Raw genomic sequence first — 16,753 nt, forward strand, 5'->3', positions numbered from 1 at the left:
TCCTTTTATCTACAGTTATTCCAGTTCCCTATCCAATTTTAAAATGGTATTTAAAAGAACATTGGCACCATTTGCCATGTCTTCAGCGGATGTAAACTCCCTGGGTGAGTGGCTAATTCCATCTTTACTGGGTACGAAGATCATCCCTGACGGAGCTATCAGCGCCATATCCTGTGCATCATGACCAGCTCCACTTTGCATCTGTTTTTGTGTAAGTCCTAAATTCTTGGCTGAGGTAGCTATAGCTTCTTGTATGGTCTTATCCGTTAAAGCAGGTTTTGCATTGGCATCGATTGGATGAAATTCAATGGTTGTACCCGATTCTTCCGCAATCGCCTTAGCCCTTTGCTGTATTCCACTAAAAACCTGAGCAATTTTATCGGAAGAAAGGTCCCGTATTTCCAAGCTTAAAAGTACCTTCCCGGGTATCACATTGGGTGCTCCTGGCTCTGCAGCGATTCTACCAACTGTACCAACTTGTTTCCCTTCAAAACTATTGGTGACTTCATTGACAGCAATGATAAATTTTGAAGCGGCCAATAAAGCATCCTTCCTCATGTTCATTGGCGTTGTTCCTGCATGGTTGGCGAACCCAGTGATTGCTACATCCCACCATTTGATGCCCACAATCCCTTCAACGATACCAATGTCAATATTTTCTTTATCTAAAATGCCACCTTGTTCTATATGTAATTCCAAAAAAGCAGCCAATTCTCCTTTTTTCCTTGCAGCCTCCTCAATTTTGGAGACATCACCACCGAGTCGGTTTGCCCCTTCTCCTTGGGTGTATCCTGAGCTGTTCTTGACCATTAGTGCTTCTGGAGTTAATGCACCCGCAAGGGCGCGACTGCCTAACAGACCACCTTCTTCATTGGAGAAAATGATAACCTCCAATGGATGAATGGTAGCCATATTATTCTCATAAAGAGTCAAGGCAACTTCCAAAGCAGCCATTGAGCCTACACATCCGTCATAATTTCCTCCATCGGGAACGGTATCTGTATGGGAACCGAAAGCAATAACTTTTTTAGAGCCGTCCGTGCCTTCGCGGCGACCAATAATATTTCCAGCAAAGTCAATATGTACCTCTAGTCCGGCCTTTTTCATTAGATTGATTAGATATGTTCGCGAAGCAATATCAGCATCAGTGAACGCCACCCTACTGGTTTCTCCATTGGCCTTCAGTCCAAATTTTGCCAATTCATATATACTGGCTTCCAATCTATCCTGATTAACGGTCAGTGTTTTTTCGGTAGGAATTGATTTTTGCTGAGCAAAGCTGGCCTGAAATATTAGGACCAAAATAAGGGCAACGTATTTGAACGACATTTATAGAGATTTTAATGAGTAGTAAGATAGAAAAAATAAAACTCCTAGTTGTACAAAACGGTGTCTTACGTTAGCGACGTTATTTCTTTTTTAAATTGAAATATTAAAATTTGTGCTTTGTCTTTAGGGTGGAAATCGTACTTTTAAAAGTAACCAAATTCTTTCGATAGATGAGAATTGAACAAGATATCAAACTTGGATTTAAAGATGTGCTGATCCGTCCTAAGCGATCTAATCTAAAAAGTAGGGCACAGGTGCAACTGGAGCGTGACTTTAAATTTCTCCACAGCGATTTCAGTTGGTCAGGTATTCCAATAATAGCTGCGAATATGGATACCGTAGGGACTTTTGAAATGGCATTGGCCCTATCGGGTCATAAATTATTTACAGCCATTCATAAACATTATAGTCTGTCTCAATGGAATCAGTTCTTGAAAAATGCACCAGCTGATATTGTAAATTACATTGCGGTAAGTACTGGTACAGGTCCCAGCGATACAAAACGTTTGGCGACCATTTTCAAAGATAATCCTACATTAAAATTTATCTGTATAGATGTGGCCAATGGGTACTCAGAACATTTTGTGAATTTTGTAAAACAGTCAAGGACCCAATATCCTGATAAGGTCATTATAGCAGGAAATGTAGTAACAGGGGAAATGGTGGAGGAGTTATTGCTCGCAGGGGCGGATATCATAAAAGTTGGCATAGGCCCAGGATCTGTATGTACCACGAGAGTTAAGACCGGCGTGGGTTACCCGCAGTTATCTGCGATCATAGAATGTGCAGATGCTGCCCATGGTCTTGGTGGCCAAATTATAAGTGATGGCGGTTGTACGAGTCCTGGTGATGTTGCCAAGGCTTTTGGTGCCGGAGCGGATTTTGTGATGCTTGGGGGGATGTTGGCGGGACATGATGAAAGCGGTGGCGAATTGATTGAGCGCCATGGTCATCCATACAAACAATTTTATGGGATGAGTTCCACAACAGCTATGGATAAACATGTTGGCGGTGTGGCAGATTATAGGGCCAGCGAAGGAAAGACTGTAGAAGTACCTTATAAAGGTAAGGTGGAGCACACCCTACAGGATATTTTAGGAGGCTTAAGAAGCACTTGTACCTATGTGGGTGCACAACGTCTCAAAGAGTTGACAAAGCGCACTACCTTTATTCGTGTGGCAGAACAGGAGAACAAGATATATACTGAATAGGGAACATTGGAGATTATACTTCTGGTACGAACATGGTTGGCACTTCATTTAACCGATGACTTGCTTTTATGGAAAGAGAGTACAAAGTACTACCCGTGAATAGTTTCAGATTTGCCGTAATTTTTTATTACCTCCCCTTCAAATTTGATCAGTTCCGCCCAACGCTTATTTACATCCAGTCCTTCTCCGTATTGTCTTGCAAAACCGATAAATGTCGTGTAATGGCCAGCTTCACTAATCATGAGATCATGATAGAATTTAGCTAATTCCGGGTCTTTTATTTTTTTGGACAAGAGCTTGAAACGTTCACAGCTACGGGCTTCAATCATAGCGGAGAATAATAGTCTATCCACCAGACTTTGTTGGTGTGTTCCCCCTTTGATCATAAATTTAAAGAGCTCGTTCACATAACTGTCCTTGCGCTCTCGGCCTAAGGTGTATCCCCTTTTCTTGATGATTTCATGAACCATTTCAAAATGTTGCAATTCCTCTTGTGCCAAGGTCAATAGATCGGTGACCAAATCTGTATGTTCTGGGTTTTGAATGATGATGGTTATGGCATTGGTGGCAGCTTTTTGCTCGCACCAAGCATGATCCGTCAATATCTCTTCAATATTCGATTCTACTATATCCACCCAACGTGGGTCGGTCTCCAATTTTAAGCCAAGCATCTGTATATTTTTTAGGATACTAAGTTAGTCAATCTAATCTTTCTATGATAGACGGCACTTTGAATAGTAAGTCAATTTTATAAGTAGTTTAAATCGAGATCACTCTTTATAAAATAATTGTTTTACTTCAGGCTTGGTCAATTCAATTATGGTGAATATTCCCAATAGGATCCCTAAAATACCGGTCAGGCAATTGAGAACAGCCAGCACAAAGATAAAATTGTAGTTCTTAGCATCCTTTAAATATTTCGACGCCATTAGGGTTAAAATTCCAATAACAATGGAAATAATAAATCCTATGCCTCCTATGACAATAAAGATCAGTCCGGGATTGAAGGGAAATGAATCTGTTTCATGAGACCATTCTTCTGAGTTCCCAATAATAAATCCTATGCATCCATATAGGATAAAAAATAAAGAAAAACATAAGGTCAAGATTCCTTTGACCAGATATAGGGTGCTAAAGGTGCTTAGATTATTGTTGGTGTTGTTCATGATAATTTATTGATTAATTAAAATGTGAATTTGTTGCTTCCTAATAAAGTTAGGATAAAATTTTTAAGGTAGCGAACCAGTTGACAATCAAATTAATTCCTTTAATAACTCTTGGACAATCCGTAGTTAACATAAATTCCTCTTTTTTATTTGGCAGATCAAAATCTACAAATGCCAATCTGGCGCCCAAATAATCATTACTAAAACCAAAGGCAGTACCTGGTAAAATCATGACTCCAGTTTCTGTAAGAAGAACTTCACAGAGTTTATTTGATGAGGAGATCCCTTTTTTAGACAATGCCTCCCTGTGCATTGAAAAATCCAAGAAGATATAAAACCCTCCTTGTGGGGTATGAACACCAATATGTACGGCATTTAATTTTTCGGCGCAATACAAACCAATTTTTTGAAGTATATCTGTTTGTTTGTGTAAATAATCTTCTGTGTCTTTATAGCTTTTGTATGCTTCTTTGGCAGCCATTTGTAAAGGTGTGGGAGCACAGGAATAGGTTTCCGAACCTATGCCTATCAAGGCCTGTTTAAATTCTTTTTCAATCCCATCGTATAAAAATGCAGCGCCCAATCTCCAGCCACCTGCACCGCACCATTTAGATAAACCTGTAGTGGTGATGGTTCTTTCGGGATAATAGTTGGCAAAAGATTCATGGGGATGATTAAAGGTTAGAAGGCCATATATTTCATCTGAAATAACCAAGATTTCATGAGCTCTAGCTACTACCGCTAATTCTTGTAATTCAGAAGGGGAATAGGTCAAGCCATCTGGATTCCCAGGGTAATTTAAGATCAATATGGTGGCTTTATGTTTCTTATTTTTAATGGCCTCTTCAATAGTACTGGGATGTATTCGCCATCGTTCTTCAAAGGAAGTGTTCACTTTAATCAAATGATGTCCCGCCAATATAGCTTGAGGGGCATAGGACACCCAAGAGGGCACAGGAATAAGAACATCGGCCTTTTCAAAGGCAAGCATTATGGTATAAAGTAATATTTTTGATCCTGGAGCCACCAATATGTTATCATGATCAACCTTTAAGCCATTATGTGCCAAGTGGAAGGCAGACATCAATTTTCTTAGATTCAAATCCCCCTGTACAGAGGAATATTCTTTTCGATGTGCGGATTCTTTTAGGGCATTGATTACATTGGGGGGTGGGAGAAAAGGGGACTGACCAAAACCAAATTTGATGATTTCCTTATTTTGGGCCTCCAAGGCCTTTGCTTGGGTGTTTATCAATAAGGTTTGTGACTCTTCTACCTTTCTATACATCTCGCCATTCTTTTAGAGTTATTATCGCTTGTAAAAATGAATGCTATGAATTCTTGAAAGCTACTTTTCTAAGATAACACAATGTATTGGTTTTATCAGCTCATAAAACAATGTAACCAATGGCTATTAATTCTAAATTGGAATTTAAAGAAAGTTAATCGCCCGCTATTTATATAATGCCGAGCATTTTGCTTTATTTTGTCATCGAAGTGGTTTAAACCCATTTATTGTATGGCCCACAAAACAATCAAACGAACTATATACCAGAAAATCAGGCGTTAATCCATGTTTTATTTCATCATAGATATTTTAGGTACCATCGCCTTCGCTATTTCTGGCGTATTGGTGGCCATTGATAAGAAGTTGGATCTATTTGGGGTTTTCATCATTGCCTTTGTAACTTCTGTAGGAGGAGGTACCCTTAGAGACCTTTTAATTGGGAATAATCCAGTTTTATGGTTGAGGGATCCGGTGTACCTCTACACTATTTTTGGTACAGTTGTCTTTGCCATTGTCTTTAGGGCACGCTTAAAATATATTCGAAAATCACTTTTTTTATTCGATACCATTGGGATAGGCCTTTATACCATGGTGGGTATAGAAAGAGGGATTTCTGTTGGGTTGTCCTCTATTATGTGTATTGGATTGGGAACTATTACCGCTTGTTTTGGCGGGGTGATCAGAGATATTCTTTGTAATGAGATACCGGTAATCTTTAGAAGGGAAATTTATGCCACGGCCTGTATTTTTGGGGGAGTAGGATATTTTTTGTTAAGGCGACTCCCTTTCGACGATGCCTATGCTTATATGGCAGGTATTATCATAGTGATCGGGATCCGATTAATAGCTGTACGTTTTAAGATCGCGCTACCAAGTATCTATAAGGCTACTTAACAACTTCGGCATTTAGGATATAAATGTTTTGTAGGGGCCAATCTCCTTGACCTACTGGTTGACTGTTTATTTTATCCACGACATCCATTCCTTCTATAACTTTTCCAAAAGGGGTATAATCCCCGTCCAAGTGGTAAGAACCTGGTTTGGTGACAACAATAAAAAATTCGAATGGGGACGCCAACATATGCGGATTATCAATTTCACTACTCGGCATGGATACCGTTCCACGGTGATGTTTGTGTCCTTTTCTAGTATCGGGAGGCAATAAGTATCTTCCAATTTGGCCCCTTTTCCTGCCAGTTTCAATATTATCGGCATTGCCCCCTTGGATGATAAAATTTTTGACGATCCTATGAAAGAAAGTGTCTTTAAAATATCCTTTTTTGGTCAGGTAAATGAAGTTTGCTTTATGGTAGGGCACGTCATCGAATAGTTCAATGGTGATGTCGCCAAAATTAGTGGACAATTTAACGGTATCTTCTTTAAGTGTTTTGTTGTAGTTAAAAAAGAACTCTATGGCATTCTCCTCAGTAAGAACAAATTTCTCTTCCTCCTCTTCAACTTTTTCTCTTTCGGCAACGGTATCGGTAACAACGGTTTTTTGAGGTTGTACTGGTACTTTTTTTGCATTGGTCGTATCTTTGCAAGAAGACAAAAGAAATAATGGTACTATTGTATAGAATGTGAATGTTTTAAGTGTCATGGATTTTAATGATTTTTCTCAACGTATCTCAAAAATAAAAAATCTCCCACTACCGGGAACGGAATCCCATTATAAAATGGCACCGTTGGAGCGGATCAATACCTTGCAATCTATAGAATTAAAAAGAAAAAATGCCAAAAAAGCGGCGGTAATGGCTCTTTTTTACCCCAATCAAAGTTCTAGTACCAATTTACTGCTAATTTTAAGGAAATCGTATAAAGGTGTCCATTCCAATCAAATTGGCTTTCCTGGAGGCAAGGTGGAGAAAGAGGATAAGGATCTTTTGCACACGGCCCTAAGGGAGACCTATGAAGAAGTGGGAGTGGCTCCGACGAAAGTACAGGTCATTCGTTCATTGACGGAACTGTATATCCCTCCAAGTAATTTTGTTGTGCATCCTTATGTTGGATTGTACCCTGAAGTCACACCTTTTAAAATTCAAGAAAGCGAAGTAGAAGCTTTGGTGGAAGTTTCTTTAGATGAATTTATGGATGATAGGACTATCATTTATCAAAAACTGACCACCTCCTATGCACAGAATATTGACGTACCTGCCTTTAAATTAAACGGTTACACGGTATGGGGAGCAACGGCCATGATGTTGAGTGAAGTTAAAGAGCTATTTAAACAGGTACTATAATGCCTTATTTTGTAATTTTGAATTTCTAACCACTGACTATGACCCTTTTTAAAAGAAACCCTTTCGGACATATTTTATTTTTAAAGAAATGGCTAATACGCATCATGGCGGTTATTACGCACCAGAGGTACAAGAAATTTAACAAGTTGGAAATTGAGGGTTCTGAGATTATAAGAAGCCTTCCAGAGCGCAATGTGCTTTTTGTGAGCAATCATCAAACTTATTTTGCGGATGTGGTGGCTATGTTCCATGTTTTCAATGCAAGTTTGAGCGGTAGGGAGAACACTATTAAGAACCTTGGATATATATGGCAGCCAAAATTAAACATGTACTACATTGCGGCGGCAGAAACAATGAAGAAAAGCCTGCTTACTAAAATTTTTGCCTACGCTGGTTCCATTAGTATAGAACGTACATGGAGGGCAGAAGGTAAAGATGTGAACAGGCAGGTGAAAATGAGCGATATTTCCAATATTGGGGTGGCCTTAAACGATGGGTGGGTCATTACCTTTCCACAAGGGACCACAACGCCATGGAAACCGTTGCGCAAGGGTACCGCGCATATTATTAAAAAATACAGGCCCATAGTTGTTCCAGTAGTAATAGATGGTTTTAGACGTTCTTTTGATAAAAAGGGATTGCGCGTAAAGAAAAAGGGAATTCTTCAATCCATTGTGATCAAAGAGCCGTTGGAAATTGATTATGAAAATGAATCCTTTGAATCCATCATTGAAAAATTGGAATATGCCATTGAACAGCATCCATCTTTCCTTAAGGTGATATCCAAAGCAGATCTGTTAGCCTACGAAGAGGAGAACAAACAACGGAAGTGGAAGCCCTAGACTTCCAACTCTTTAAGCTCGTTATAATTTTTTCGAAGTCTATTTAAAAGTAGACCATAAAGTACCTTGTAAAAAAGCCATATCACTCCTAATAAAATAGCTACAGCAAAAATACAGACTCCAACGATAATCGTCCAGAAAATAATTTCATTGCCAGCTTCAGATGCCGCATTAATGATCTTATCGCTATCTGGGCCATATCTGAGACTTCCATAAATCCCGGAGATCAAGGAGATGGAAAACATAATCAAATTGAACCAGACATATTGGGTAACCGTTCTTTTGACCGTTAGGATGGCCTTCATGAGGTCTTTTGATGAATCTGTAAAAGAAATCTTCCTGTAATTTACATAGAACTTATAAATGAAATAAAGTAGGACAATATAGTTCATCACCATCAGGAATATCGTAAATTCATAGATATGCCATGATTTGATCATCTCCCATGATTCCCCATCGGTAAATACAATATTTATGGCAGTCCAGAATACAAATTCCAGAATACTGATATAAAAAATCCATTTTACAACAGAAGAGGATTTTTTCCATATCATCTTATAGATATCCGCATAGGATACTTTTGGAAGGTTCCCTTCCTTTTTTTGCCAGTCCTTTTTTAATAGCTCCAGTTCATCCATCATCATTTAAGGATTAAGTATGGTTCTTAATTTATTTTTTACCCTGTTCATCTTCACCCTCGCATTTACTTCTGAAATACCTAAGGTTTCGGCTATTTCAGTATAATTTTTATCTTCCAAGTATAGAAAGACCAATGCTTTATCTATATCTCCCAACTCTTTAACGGCATTGTACATCAATTTTAATTGTTGTTCCTGTGTTTCATCATATTCATCGGCTTTTATTTTAAAAATGACCGATTCATAATCTTGTGTTTTTATGCTTTTTTTCGATTTGCGATAGAGCGTAATGGCCGTGTTCAAAGCTACCCGGTACATCCAGGTACTAAATTTGGACTCACCCCTAAATTTTGGGTAAGCTTTCCATAATTGGATGGTTATTTCCTGGAAAAGATCTTTGTGGGAATCACGGTCATTGGTATACAATGAGCATACCTTATGAACAATGTTCTGATTGTTCTCTAGTTCACTTACAAATTGATGTTCCTGGTCCTTGGTCACTTTCTTATGGTCGGTTGTCTATTGGTATGAAGAAATCATATTTTGTTACAGGACAAAATAAAAAAACCGACAATAAAAATATCATCGGTTTGTGTTCGGTTGTTGCCTTTTACTTTCTGTAGTCCAAGGCAGGGGCCCTATCGCCTAGTAACGGAATATATGTAAAGTCCTTTCCCCGTCTTTCCATAAGTTCTTGTTTGGCCTTCATTATAATGTCCTTGCTTTTTAGAATATCAATGGCCGTTAGCGTCAACGTTTTTGCGGCTACCATCATTCCTTTTTTGCCGATTGTTGTTCCGCCCGCCGCAACTGCTTGCCAGCTGTGGGCAGGGGTTCCCGGAACCCAGGTTGCAGTGCCCAGTCCTACCGTTGGCACGGTAAAGCTTACATCGCCAACATCTGTGGAACCATAGGCTTTGGCTTCGGTTTTGTAAGGTTCAATATTTTTGGCTAGGTCCAGGTTCGCTTTGTCATATCCGAGGCTTACGGCAATTTTATCCGCAAACTCTTTTTCCTCCGCAGAATAATTTACACCGCCAACCTTCACCAGGTTATCGTACATCAATTTCTGGAGGGTCAGGTTGGGCAATAGCTCATGTGTTCCTCCAATCATCTCATAATCCATAGTGGTTCCCGTACCTAAGGCTGCACCTTCCGCAGCTTTTACGATTCTATCAAATATATCAATAACAACATCCCTTTGACCATGTCTGGCATAATAGTACACTTCCGCAAAATCGGGTACCACATTGGGAGCTTTTCCTCCTTGGGTAATCACATAATGGATACGTGCTTCAGATGGGATATGCTCCCTCATCATATTCACCATCATATCCATTGCCTCCACCCCATCTAAGGCGGAACGACCTTTTTCAGGAGCTCCGGCAGCATGGGCAGAAATTCCATGGAATCTGAATTTTGCCGATTTGTTGGCCAGGGCGGCTCCGGCATTTGCTTCATTTTCTGAACCAGGGTGCCAATGCAAGGCTACATCCACATCGTTAAATAAGCCTTCCCTTACCATATACACTTTTCCGGAGCCGCCTTCTTCTGCAGGGCAACCGTAAAATCTAATGGTCCCTTTTACATTGTTGGCTAGCATCCACTCTTTCACTGCAATAGCGGCCGCTGTGGAGGCCGTACCGAACAAATGATGTCCACATGCATGTCCGGCTGCTTTGTCCGCTGATAGTTTTTCTGGTACCGCCTGTTGGGATAGACCGGGCAAGGCATCAAATTCACCAAGGATGGCTATGATCGGCCCACCATTGCCATACTCTGCGATGAAAGCGGTAGGTATTCCTGCGACCCCCGTTTTAATGGAGAAGCCCTCATCGCTCAATGTCTTTTGCAATAAAGCAGAACTTTGTTCCTCTAAATAGCCCATTTCTGCAAATTCCCAGATATTTTGGGCAATGGTGCCATAGGTTTCGCTTTTCTTGTCCAAGTTCTTTAAAATGTCCTGGGTGGTTTTCTGGGCGTGGCCCATGAAAGAAATAAGGCTTGTCAATACCAAGCTGTAAATTAATTTTCTCATAATAGGAAAGGTTTGTTCACGGTTGGCATAAATATAATAAAAACTACAGATGGAATAGGGCGGGAAACGTTTGAATGTTTATTTTAGGCCTATGAATTGTGATATGAACATTTCAAGGACCAGTTATCCACGCATAGTAATCATTGGCGGAGGTTTTGCTGGAGTATCCTTGGCTAGAAAATTGAGCAATAAAGAGGTTCAAGTAGTCTTGTTGGACAAACATAACTACCACACTTTTCAACCCTTGCTCTATCAGGTATCCACAGGGGGATTGGAGCCTGACTCCATTGCATATCCAATTCGTAAGATATTGCAAAAGTATCCCAATTTTATTTTTAGGCTTGCCGAAGTAAAGGAAATTGATACTGCAGAAAAAAATATTGTCACCAACATAGGAAGTCTTAAATACGACTATTTGGTAATGGCCACCGGTTCGGAAACTAATTTTTATGGGAATGTGGAATTGGAAAAACACAGTATGGCCATGAAGTCCATCATCCAATCCCTGAACCTTAGGAGTCTGATTCTGGAGAATTTTGAACAAGCATTATTGACCGATGATATTCATGAACGGGATGCCCTCATGAATTTTGTGATCGTAGGTGGGGGACCAACAGGGGTGGAACTCGCTGGTGCCCTTGCTGAAATAAAAAAAGGAATTCTTCCCAAGGATTATCCAGATTTGGATACCCGCAGGGCACAGATTCATTTGGTGCAGTCAGGTCCACGGATTTTAAAGGAAATGAGTGAGAAGGCCTCGGAAAAGGCGGAGGAATTTTTGGAAGGTTTGGGAGTACAGGTATGGAAGGAGACCCGAATTACCAATTATGATGGAAAACTGGCGACCACCATGACGGATGTTGTATTTGAAACGGCCACCCTTGTTTGGGCGGCGGGTGTAAAAGGAGCTTTGATCAAGGGAATGGATGCCAGGGAATTGACCGTTCCCGGAAACCGGTTAAAAGTAAATCAGTTCAATCAGGTTGAAGGTGTTGAAGATGTTTTTGCCATAGGTGATATTGCCTGTATGGTAACCCCGGAATTTCCAATCGGTCATCCTATGATGGCCCAACCTGCTATGCAGCAAGGGGCAAATCTTGGAAATAATCTAATTAAGCTTTTGGAGAACCAACCTCTGACACCCTTCATTTATAAAGATAAGGGCAGTATGGCTACTGTAGGGAGGAACAAGGCCGTAGTTGATCTCAAAAATCACAAGTTCCAAGGTATATTCGCTTGGTACGTTTGGATGTTTGTACATCTTTTCTTTTTGATAGGATTTAGAAATAGAGTAGTGGTTTTCGTGAATTGGGTGTACAATTATATTCGTTTTGATCGGGAAGCCCGACTTATCATAAGACCCTACAACAAGGATTACACGAAGTTTAAGGATGAGTAGGAATAATTCTTAAATAGCGGGAAGAGTAGTTTACTGGCTATTTCCTAGGATGGAATTCGTTGAGGACCTTGGAAAGCTCGGTCCTGTCCAAATGCAAATAGATTTCTGTTGTGGTAATGCTCTCATGTCCCAACATCTGCTGGATGGCCCTTAGGTCGGCACCGTTACCCAATAAATGGGATGCAAAGGAATGCCGAAAGGTGTGGGGGCTAATAATTTTGTTCAGTTCTATTTTTGCTGCCAATTGTTTAATGATGGTAAATACCATGGCCCTTGTCAGTTGCTTGCCCCTTCGGTTGAGAAAAAGGATATCTTCATGGCCTTTTTGAATTTTTAGATGGACCCTTTTTTCATTCTTGTAGATATTGATGTATTTTTTATTGATCTTACTTATGGGAACAAAACGTTGCTTGTCTCCCTTACCAGTAACCTTTATAAAGTCCTCCTCAAAATAAAGATCGGAAATCTGTAGGTTTACCAATTCGGATACCCGTAACCCACAGCCGTAAAGGGTTTCCAACATGGCCCTATTGCGTTCACCCTCCTCTTTGGAAAGATCTATGGCCGCAATAAGATTATTGATCTCATCTTCTGATAGGGTATCAGGGAGCTTGCGACCCACTTTGGGTGACTCTATTAAATCCATTGGATTATCACTTCGGTAATCCTCAAAAATCAAAAAATTAAAAAAACTCTTTAAACCAGATATGATTCTAGCCTGGGATCGGGGGTTGACGACTTTGGCTATTTCATAAATAAACTGTTGTACAGTTTCCCTACCAATCGCAATAGGATTTTCTTGGATGCTATTGGTATTGAGGAAAAGGATTAGTTTTTCAACATCCAAGGAGTAATTATGGATGGAGTTCTTGGAAAGTCCCCGCTCTATTTTGAGGTAATCTTGATAATCTTTGAGCCCTTGTCGCCAATTCATAGGTTAAAGATACAACTATGCTTTGATTTCCTTAATAGCCAGGATAAAGTTGTAGTTACCTAAATTCCAAGGAACCAATCAGGGTTTTAATTTTAAATCTAAATAAAAGCGGTTTAGAAAATATTAGTATATTTAGATTATAATCTAAAAACATAAATTATGAAAAAATTATTGTTAGTTGCTGTATTTGCACTGATCGGTTTTGGTGTACAGGCTCAAGATGGTTTTAAGATAGGGGTAAACGCACAATTACCGGTAGGTGATGCAGCAGATGTCTATTCCTTTGGTTTAAGCCTTGATCTGGTATACATGTTTGAGGTTTCGGAGAGTTTTGACGCAGGAATTACTACGGGATTTTCAAACGCTTTTTTGAAAAGTGAGTTTAAGGATTTTGGAGACCCAGCGCAGTTTATTCCAATCGCAGCTGCAGCTCGTTTTAAAGCTACAGAAGATTTCTCTATTGGTGCTGATTTGGGTTATGCCTTAGGAATTAACGACGGCAACGATGGAGGGTTCTACTATAGACCTATAGTAGGTTATGATATTTCGGAAATGGCACAACTAACATTATCTTATTCTGGTATAAGTGTTAAAGATGCTGACTTCACATTTTCAACAATCAATTTAGGCGTTCTTTTTTCTTTATAAAGATTAATAAAGTAAATTATTTAAAGCGGAAATAGCCATGTTTCCGCTTTTTTTATGCCCAACTATTTGATATGTTTACAAAACCTTTCTGTAGTATTAATTATATTCCAACATTTTAATTTGAGCGTTTAAGTAAAATACGTTCACACTATTAGAATAATTTAAAGTTTTAACGCATGAAAATTATTATCATCAACGGACCAAATCTCAACCTTTTGGGAAAAAGGGAGCCAGAAATCTACGGCAGTGCTACTTTTGAAGATTTTTTTACGGAATTGCAGTTCAAATATAAAGAAGTGCAATTAGAGTATTTTCAAACCAACATAGAAGGCGAGATCATCAATAAATTACACGATTGTGGATTTGATGGCTATGATGGTATTATTTTAAATGCTGGTGCCTATACCCATACTTCCATCGGGATAGGGGATGCAATTAAGGGCATCAAAACTCCAGTGGTTGAGGTGCATATCAGTAATACGTTTGCACGGGAAGAATTTAGGCACATATCCTATATCTCACCAGTGGCCAAAGGGGTTATCCTTGGCTTTGGTCTACAAAGTTATGATCTGGCCATTCAGAGTTACCTAAGCTGAAGGTTTTAAATATTTCTTGTCTATATAAAATGTCCCAAATGGGAGTAAGGAGGCAGAGAAAAGGATGATGAACTTTTTAAGGCCCCATTTCTTCTCTATGGTCAATAAAAGGGCAAGGACTACGTATCCAATAAATAGAAATCCATGGGCATAGCCAATATATATATTGGGTTCTGGAATTCCGCCTTTATACTTTAATGGCATTCCCAATCCAAATAACAGAAGGAAAGATACTCCTTCCAAAATGGCAATCAATCTAAAAATTTTCAGCATTCCCTTCTCGTATTTTAAAAAGATAAAAGGATTACAAATGGCCTTGTAATCCAAGACCTTTGTAATCCTTTTATAAAATTTATTATAGGTGAATTACTTCGCCATAAGCATCAGCAACAGCTTCCATAACCGCTTCACTCATCGTTGGGTGTGGATGAACTGCTTTTAAGATCTCATGACCAGTAGTTTCCAATTTGCGGGCCACTACAGCCTCTGCAATCATATCGGTAACTCCGGCACCAATCATATGGCAACCTAACCATTCGCCGTACTTGGCATCAAAAATTACTTTTACAAATCCGTCTGGGGTCCCGGATGCTTTAGCCTTACCGCTCGCAGAGAATGGGAATTTACCAACCTTAAGTTCGTACCCTTTTTCCTTGGCCTGTTTTTCTGTAAGTCCAACTGATGCAATTTCCGGGGTACAATAGGTACATCCGGGGATATTGCCATAATCCAATGGCTCTACATGCATGCCTGCAAGTTTTTCCACACAAAGTATTCCTTCAGCTGAGGCAACGTGGGCCAAAGCCTGCCCAGGGGTAACATCCCCTATGGCGTAATATCCAGGGATATTTGTCTGATAGTAATCGTTTACTAGAATCTTATCACGGTCAACGGCAATTCCTACCTCTTCCAAACCAATGTTTTCGATATTGGATTTGATACCAACAGCAGAAAGAACGATATCCGCCTCTATTATTTCTTCTCCTTTACTTGTCTTTACGGTCACTTTAACACCTTCTCCGGAAGTATCTACCTTGGTCACTTCAGAAGAGGTCATGATTTTTATACCAGATTTTTTGAAGGTGCGCTCTAATTGTTTAGAGATGTCCTCATCTTCTACAGGAACAACATTCGGTAAAAATTCCACAACGGTGACTTCTGTGCCCATTGAATTGTAGAAGTATGCAAATTCTATTCCTATAGCTCCACTCCCTACGACAACCATTTTCTTAGGTTGCTTTTCCAAGGTCATGGCTTTTCTGTATCCTATGATTTTCTTACCATCCTGTGGCAAACTAGGCAACTCTCTACTACGCGCTCCAGTGGCGATAATAATGTTATTGGCGCTGTATTCGGTTTCCTTCCCATCGGCATCTGTAACCCTTACCTTTTTTCCAGGCATCAATTTACCAAATCCATCGATGACCTCGATTTTGTTTTTCTTCATAAGGAATTGAACCCCTTTGCTCATCCCATCGGCAACGTTACGACTTCGTTTAACGACTGCATCGAAATCTTTATCGAATCCGTCAACGGTAAGTCCATAATCTCCAGCATGCTTCAAATATTCAAAAACCTGAGCAGATTTTAACAACGCTTTAGTTGGGATACAGCCCCAGTTTAAACAAACACCACCTAGATTTTCTTTTTCAATTACAGCGGTTTTGAACCCTAATTGTGAAGCTCTAATGGCTGTTACATAACCACCTGGACCACTACCTAAAACAATAACATCGAAATTGCTCATTTATATATATGTATTAAAGTGTCTATTTTTTTGAAGTGCCAAAGTTACAAAACCAAACCTAAACCCCATAGCAGGGTTTTAAAAATAAGTGGACCATTTAACCTATTCTACTCCATGTGCTAATTTATCACGGTAATTCCAATCTTTTTGTCCTAATGGGAGAATAGGGGCCAGATAAAAAAACCGCTCTTTCCTTGAATAGAAAGAGCGGTTTTTTGATATATATTATGGCAACCTAATGTTCCCAATGGTTTTGATATTCGGACAATTATTTTTCGGGATCAAAATCGATACTTACAGAATTGATACAGTAGCGTTGACCCGTCGTCTCCTGAGGGCCATCGTTAAAAACGTGTCCCAAATGACCACCACAATTGGCACAGACCGTCTCGGTCCTGATCATTCCGTGGGTATTGTCGCGGATGTATTCAATAGCTCCCTCAACAGCTTGGTCAAAAGATGGCCAACCACAACCACTATCAAATTTATGCTGACTTTCAAAGAGTTTAGCATCGCATGCTCTGCAATGGTAGGACCCATCCTCGGAATGGATGTTGAACTTTCCGGTGTGTGGGTATTCCGTTCCTTTTTTTCGCAAGATTCTATATTCCTCATCCGTCAATTGGGATTTCCACTCTGCTTCCGATTTCTCTACGCTATATTTTTTATCCATGCCT

The 16,753-nt window shown here is 39.7% G+C and carries 19 protein-coding genes; 7 read left to right on the top strand and 12 right to left on the bottom strand.

Annotated features, from left to right (window positions below; genetic code table 11):
• Window positions 1–15 precede the first annotated feature (15 nt).
• Window positions 16–1,329, bottom strand: coding sequence for a Zn-dependent hydrolase (locus SB49_RS01760; protein ID WP_062053281.1), 1,314 nt, complete (start codon window positions 1,327–1,329; stop codon window positions 16–18).
• Window positions 1,330–1,499: 170 nt separating this feature from the next.
• Here SB49_RS01760 and SB49_RS01765 point away from each other — a divergent pair, with 170 nt between their 5' ends.
• A complete protein-coding gene (locus SB49_RS01765) occupies window positions 1,500–2,540 on the top strand; it encodes a GMP reductase (RefSeq protein ID WP_062053282.1) in 1,041 nt (346 codons plus the stop codon).
• Window positions 2,541–2,629: 89 nt separating this feature from the next.
• Here the strand turns inward: SB49_RS01765 and SB49_RS01770 are convergent, their stop codons facing one another.
• The 3 genes from SB49_RS01770 to SB49_RS01780 all read right to left on the bottom strand — a co-directional run bounded on the left by SB49_RS01770 (window position 2,630) and on the right by SB49_RS01780 (window position 4,994).
• Window positions 2,630–3,211 carry a tRNA-(ms[2]io[6]A)-hydroxylase gene (locus SB49_RS01770; protein ID WP_062053284.1) on the bottom strand — a complete coding sequence of 194 codons (582 nt, stop codon included), beginning with the start codon at window positions 3,209–3,211 and terminating at the stop codon, window positions 2,630–2,632.
• A 99-nt stretch (window positions 3,212–3,310) separates the two neighbouring features.
• Complete coding sequence (locus SB49_RS01775) at window positions 3,311–3,706, bottom strand: hypothetical protein (protein WP_062053286.1); 396 nt, start codon at window positions 3,704–3,706, stop codon at window positions 3,311–3,313.
• A gap of 49 nt (window positions 3,707–3,755) precedes the next feature.
• Window positions 3,756–4,994 (bottom strand): pyridoxal phosphate-dependent aminotransferase, encoded by a 1,239-nt coding sequence (locus SB49_RS01780; protein ID WP_062053288.1) that lies wholly within the window; start codon window positions 4,992–4,994, stop codon window positions 3,756–3,758.
• Window positions 4,995–5,279: 285 nt separating this feature from the next.
• Here SB49_RS01780 and SB49_RS01785 point away from each other — a divergent pair, with 285 nt between their 5' ends.
• On the top strand, window positions 5,280–5,888 hold the full coding sequence (locus SB49_RS01785; RefSeq protein ID WP_062053290.1) for a trimeric intracellular cation channel family protein: 609 nt from the start codon (window positions 5,280–5,282) through the stop codon (window positions 5,886–5,888).
• On the opposite strand, the gene SB49_RS01790 is transcribed toward SB49_RS01785, so the two are convergent.
• A complete protein-coding gene (locus tag SB49_RS01790; protein WP_062053291.1) occupies window positions 5,881–6,594 on the bottom strand; it encodes a peptidylprolyl isomerase in 714 nt (237 codons plus the stop codon). The genes SB49_RS01785 and SB49_RS01790 overlap by 8 nt on opposite strands.
• Here SB49_RS01790 and SB49_RS01795 point away from each other — a divergent pair.
• Window positions 6,593–7,234, top strand: a complete 642-nt coding sequence (locus tag SB49_RS01795) for an NUDIX hydrolase (RefSeq protein WP_062053294.1) — start codon at window positions 6,593–6,595, stop codon at window positions 7,232–7,234. The two genes, SB49_RS01790 and SB49_RS01795, sit on opposite strands and share 2 nt — an antisense overlap.
• Before the next feature lie 38 nt (window positions 7,235–7,272).
• Entirely contained in the window at window positions 7,273–8,076 is an 804-nt protein-coding gene (locus tag SB49_RS01800; RefSeq protein WP_062053296.1) for a lysophospholipid acyltransferase family protein, read from the top strand.
• Here the strand turns inward: SB49_RS01800 and SB49_RS01805 are convergent.
• The 3 genes from SB49_RS01805 to SB49_RS01815 all read right to left on the bottom strand — a co-directional run bounded on the left by SB49_RS01805 (window position 8,073) and on the right by SB49_RS01815 (window position 10,752).
• Window positions 8,073–8,720 (bottom strand): hypothetical protein, encoded by a 648-nt coding sequence (locus tag SB49_RS01805; RefSeq protein WP_235537811.1) that lies wholly within the window; start codon window positions 8,718–8,720, stop codon window positions 8,073–8,075. The two genes, SB49_RS01800 and SB49_RS01805, sit on opposite strands and share 4 nt — an antisense overlap.
• Window positions 8,721–9,215 (bottom strand): RNA polymerase sigma factor, encoded by a 495-nt coding sequence (locus tag SB49_RS01810; protein WP_062053298.1) that lies wholly within the window; start codon window positions 9,213–9,215, stop codon window positions 8,721–8,723.
• Between the two features lie 109 nt (window positions 9,216–9,324).
• Complete coding sequence (locus SB49_RS01815) at window positions 9,325–10,752, bottom strand: amidohydrolase (RefSeq protein WP_062053300.1); 1,428 nt, start codon at window positions 10,750–10,752, stop codon at window positions 9,325–9,327.
• A 103-nt stretch (window positions 10,753–10,855) separates the two neighbouring features.
• Between SB49_RS01815 and SB49_RS01820 the strand changes: the two genes are divergently transcribed.
• Window positions 10,856–12,151, top strand: a complete 1,296-nt coding sequence (locus SB49_RS01820; protein WP_062053302.1) for an NAD(P)/FAD-dependent oxidoreductase — start codon at window positions 10,856–10,858, stop codon at window positions 12,149–12,151.
• A gap of 37 nt (window positions 12,152–12,188) precedes the next feature.
• Here SB49_RS01820 and xerD read toward each other — a convergent pair whose 3' ends face one another.
• The gene (gene xerD / locus SB49_RS01825; RefSeq protein ID WP_062053304.1) at window positions 12,189–13,085 is read right to left on the bottom strand and encodes a site-specific tyrosine recombinase XerD; all 897 of its coding nucleotides are present in this window, start codon (window positions 13,083–13,085) and stop codon (window positions 12,189–12,191) included.
• A gap of 159 nt (window positions 13,086–13,244) precedes the next feature.
• Between xerD and SB49_RS01830 the strand changes: the two genes are divergently transcribed.
• Both SB49_RS01830 and aroQ read left to right on the top strand, forming a co-directional pair.
• Complete coding sequence (locus SB49_RS01830) at window positions 13,245–13,733, top strand: hypothetical protein (RefSeq protein ID WP_062053306.1); 489 nt, start codon at window positions 13,245–13,247, stop codon at window positions 13,731–13,733.
• A 176-nt stretch (window positions 13,734–13,909) separates the two neighbouring features.
• Window positions 13,910–14,329: a type II 3-dehydroquinate dehydratase gene (aroQ, locus tag SB49_RS01835; protein WP_062053308.1), complete on the top strand. Its 420-nt coding sequence runs from the start codon at window positions 13,910–13,912 to the stop codon at window positions 14,327–14,329.
• Here aroQ and SB49_RS01840 read toward each other — a convergent pair.
• The 3 genes from SB49_RS01840 to msrB all read right to left on the bottom strand — a co-directional run bounded on the left by SB49_RS01840 (window position 14,321) and on the right by msrB (window position 16,749).
• The gene (locus tag SB49_RS01840; RefSeq protein ID WP_062058750.1) at window positions 14,321–14,602 is read right to left on the bottom strand and encodes a DUF3817 domain-containing protein; all 282 of its coding nucleotides are present in this window, start codon (window positions 14,600–14,602) and stop codon (window positions 14,321–14,323) included. The two genes, aroQ and SB49_RS01840, sit on opposite strands and share 9 nt — an antisense overlap.
• Window positions 14,603–14,684: 82 nt before the next feature.
• Window positions 14,685–16,076 (bottom strand): dihydrolipoyl dehydrogenase, encoded by a 1,392-nt coding sequence (gene lpdA / locus SB49_RS01845; RefSeq protein ID WP_062053310.1) that lies wholly within the window; start codon window positions 16,074–16,076, stop codon window positions 14,685–14,687.
• 268 nt (window positions 16,077–16,344) lie between these two features.
• Window positions 16,345–16,749: a peptide-methionine (R)-S-oxide reductase MsrB gene (gene msrB, locus SB49_RS01850; RefSeq protein ID WP_062053311.1), complete on the bottom strand. Its 405-nt coding sequence runs from the start codon at window positions 16,747–16,749 to the stop codon at window positions 16,345–16,347.
• Between the last annotated feature and the right edge of the window lie 4 nt (window positions 16,750–16,753).

This window comes from Sediminicola sp. YIK13, assembly GCF_001430825.1.
Lineage (GTDB): Bacteria > Bacteroidota > Bacteroidia > Flavobacteriales > Flavobacteriaceae > Sediminicola.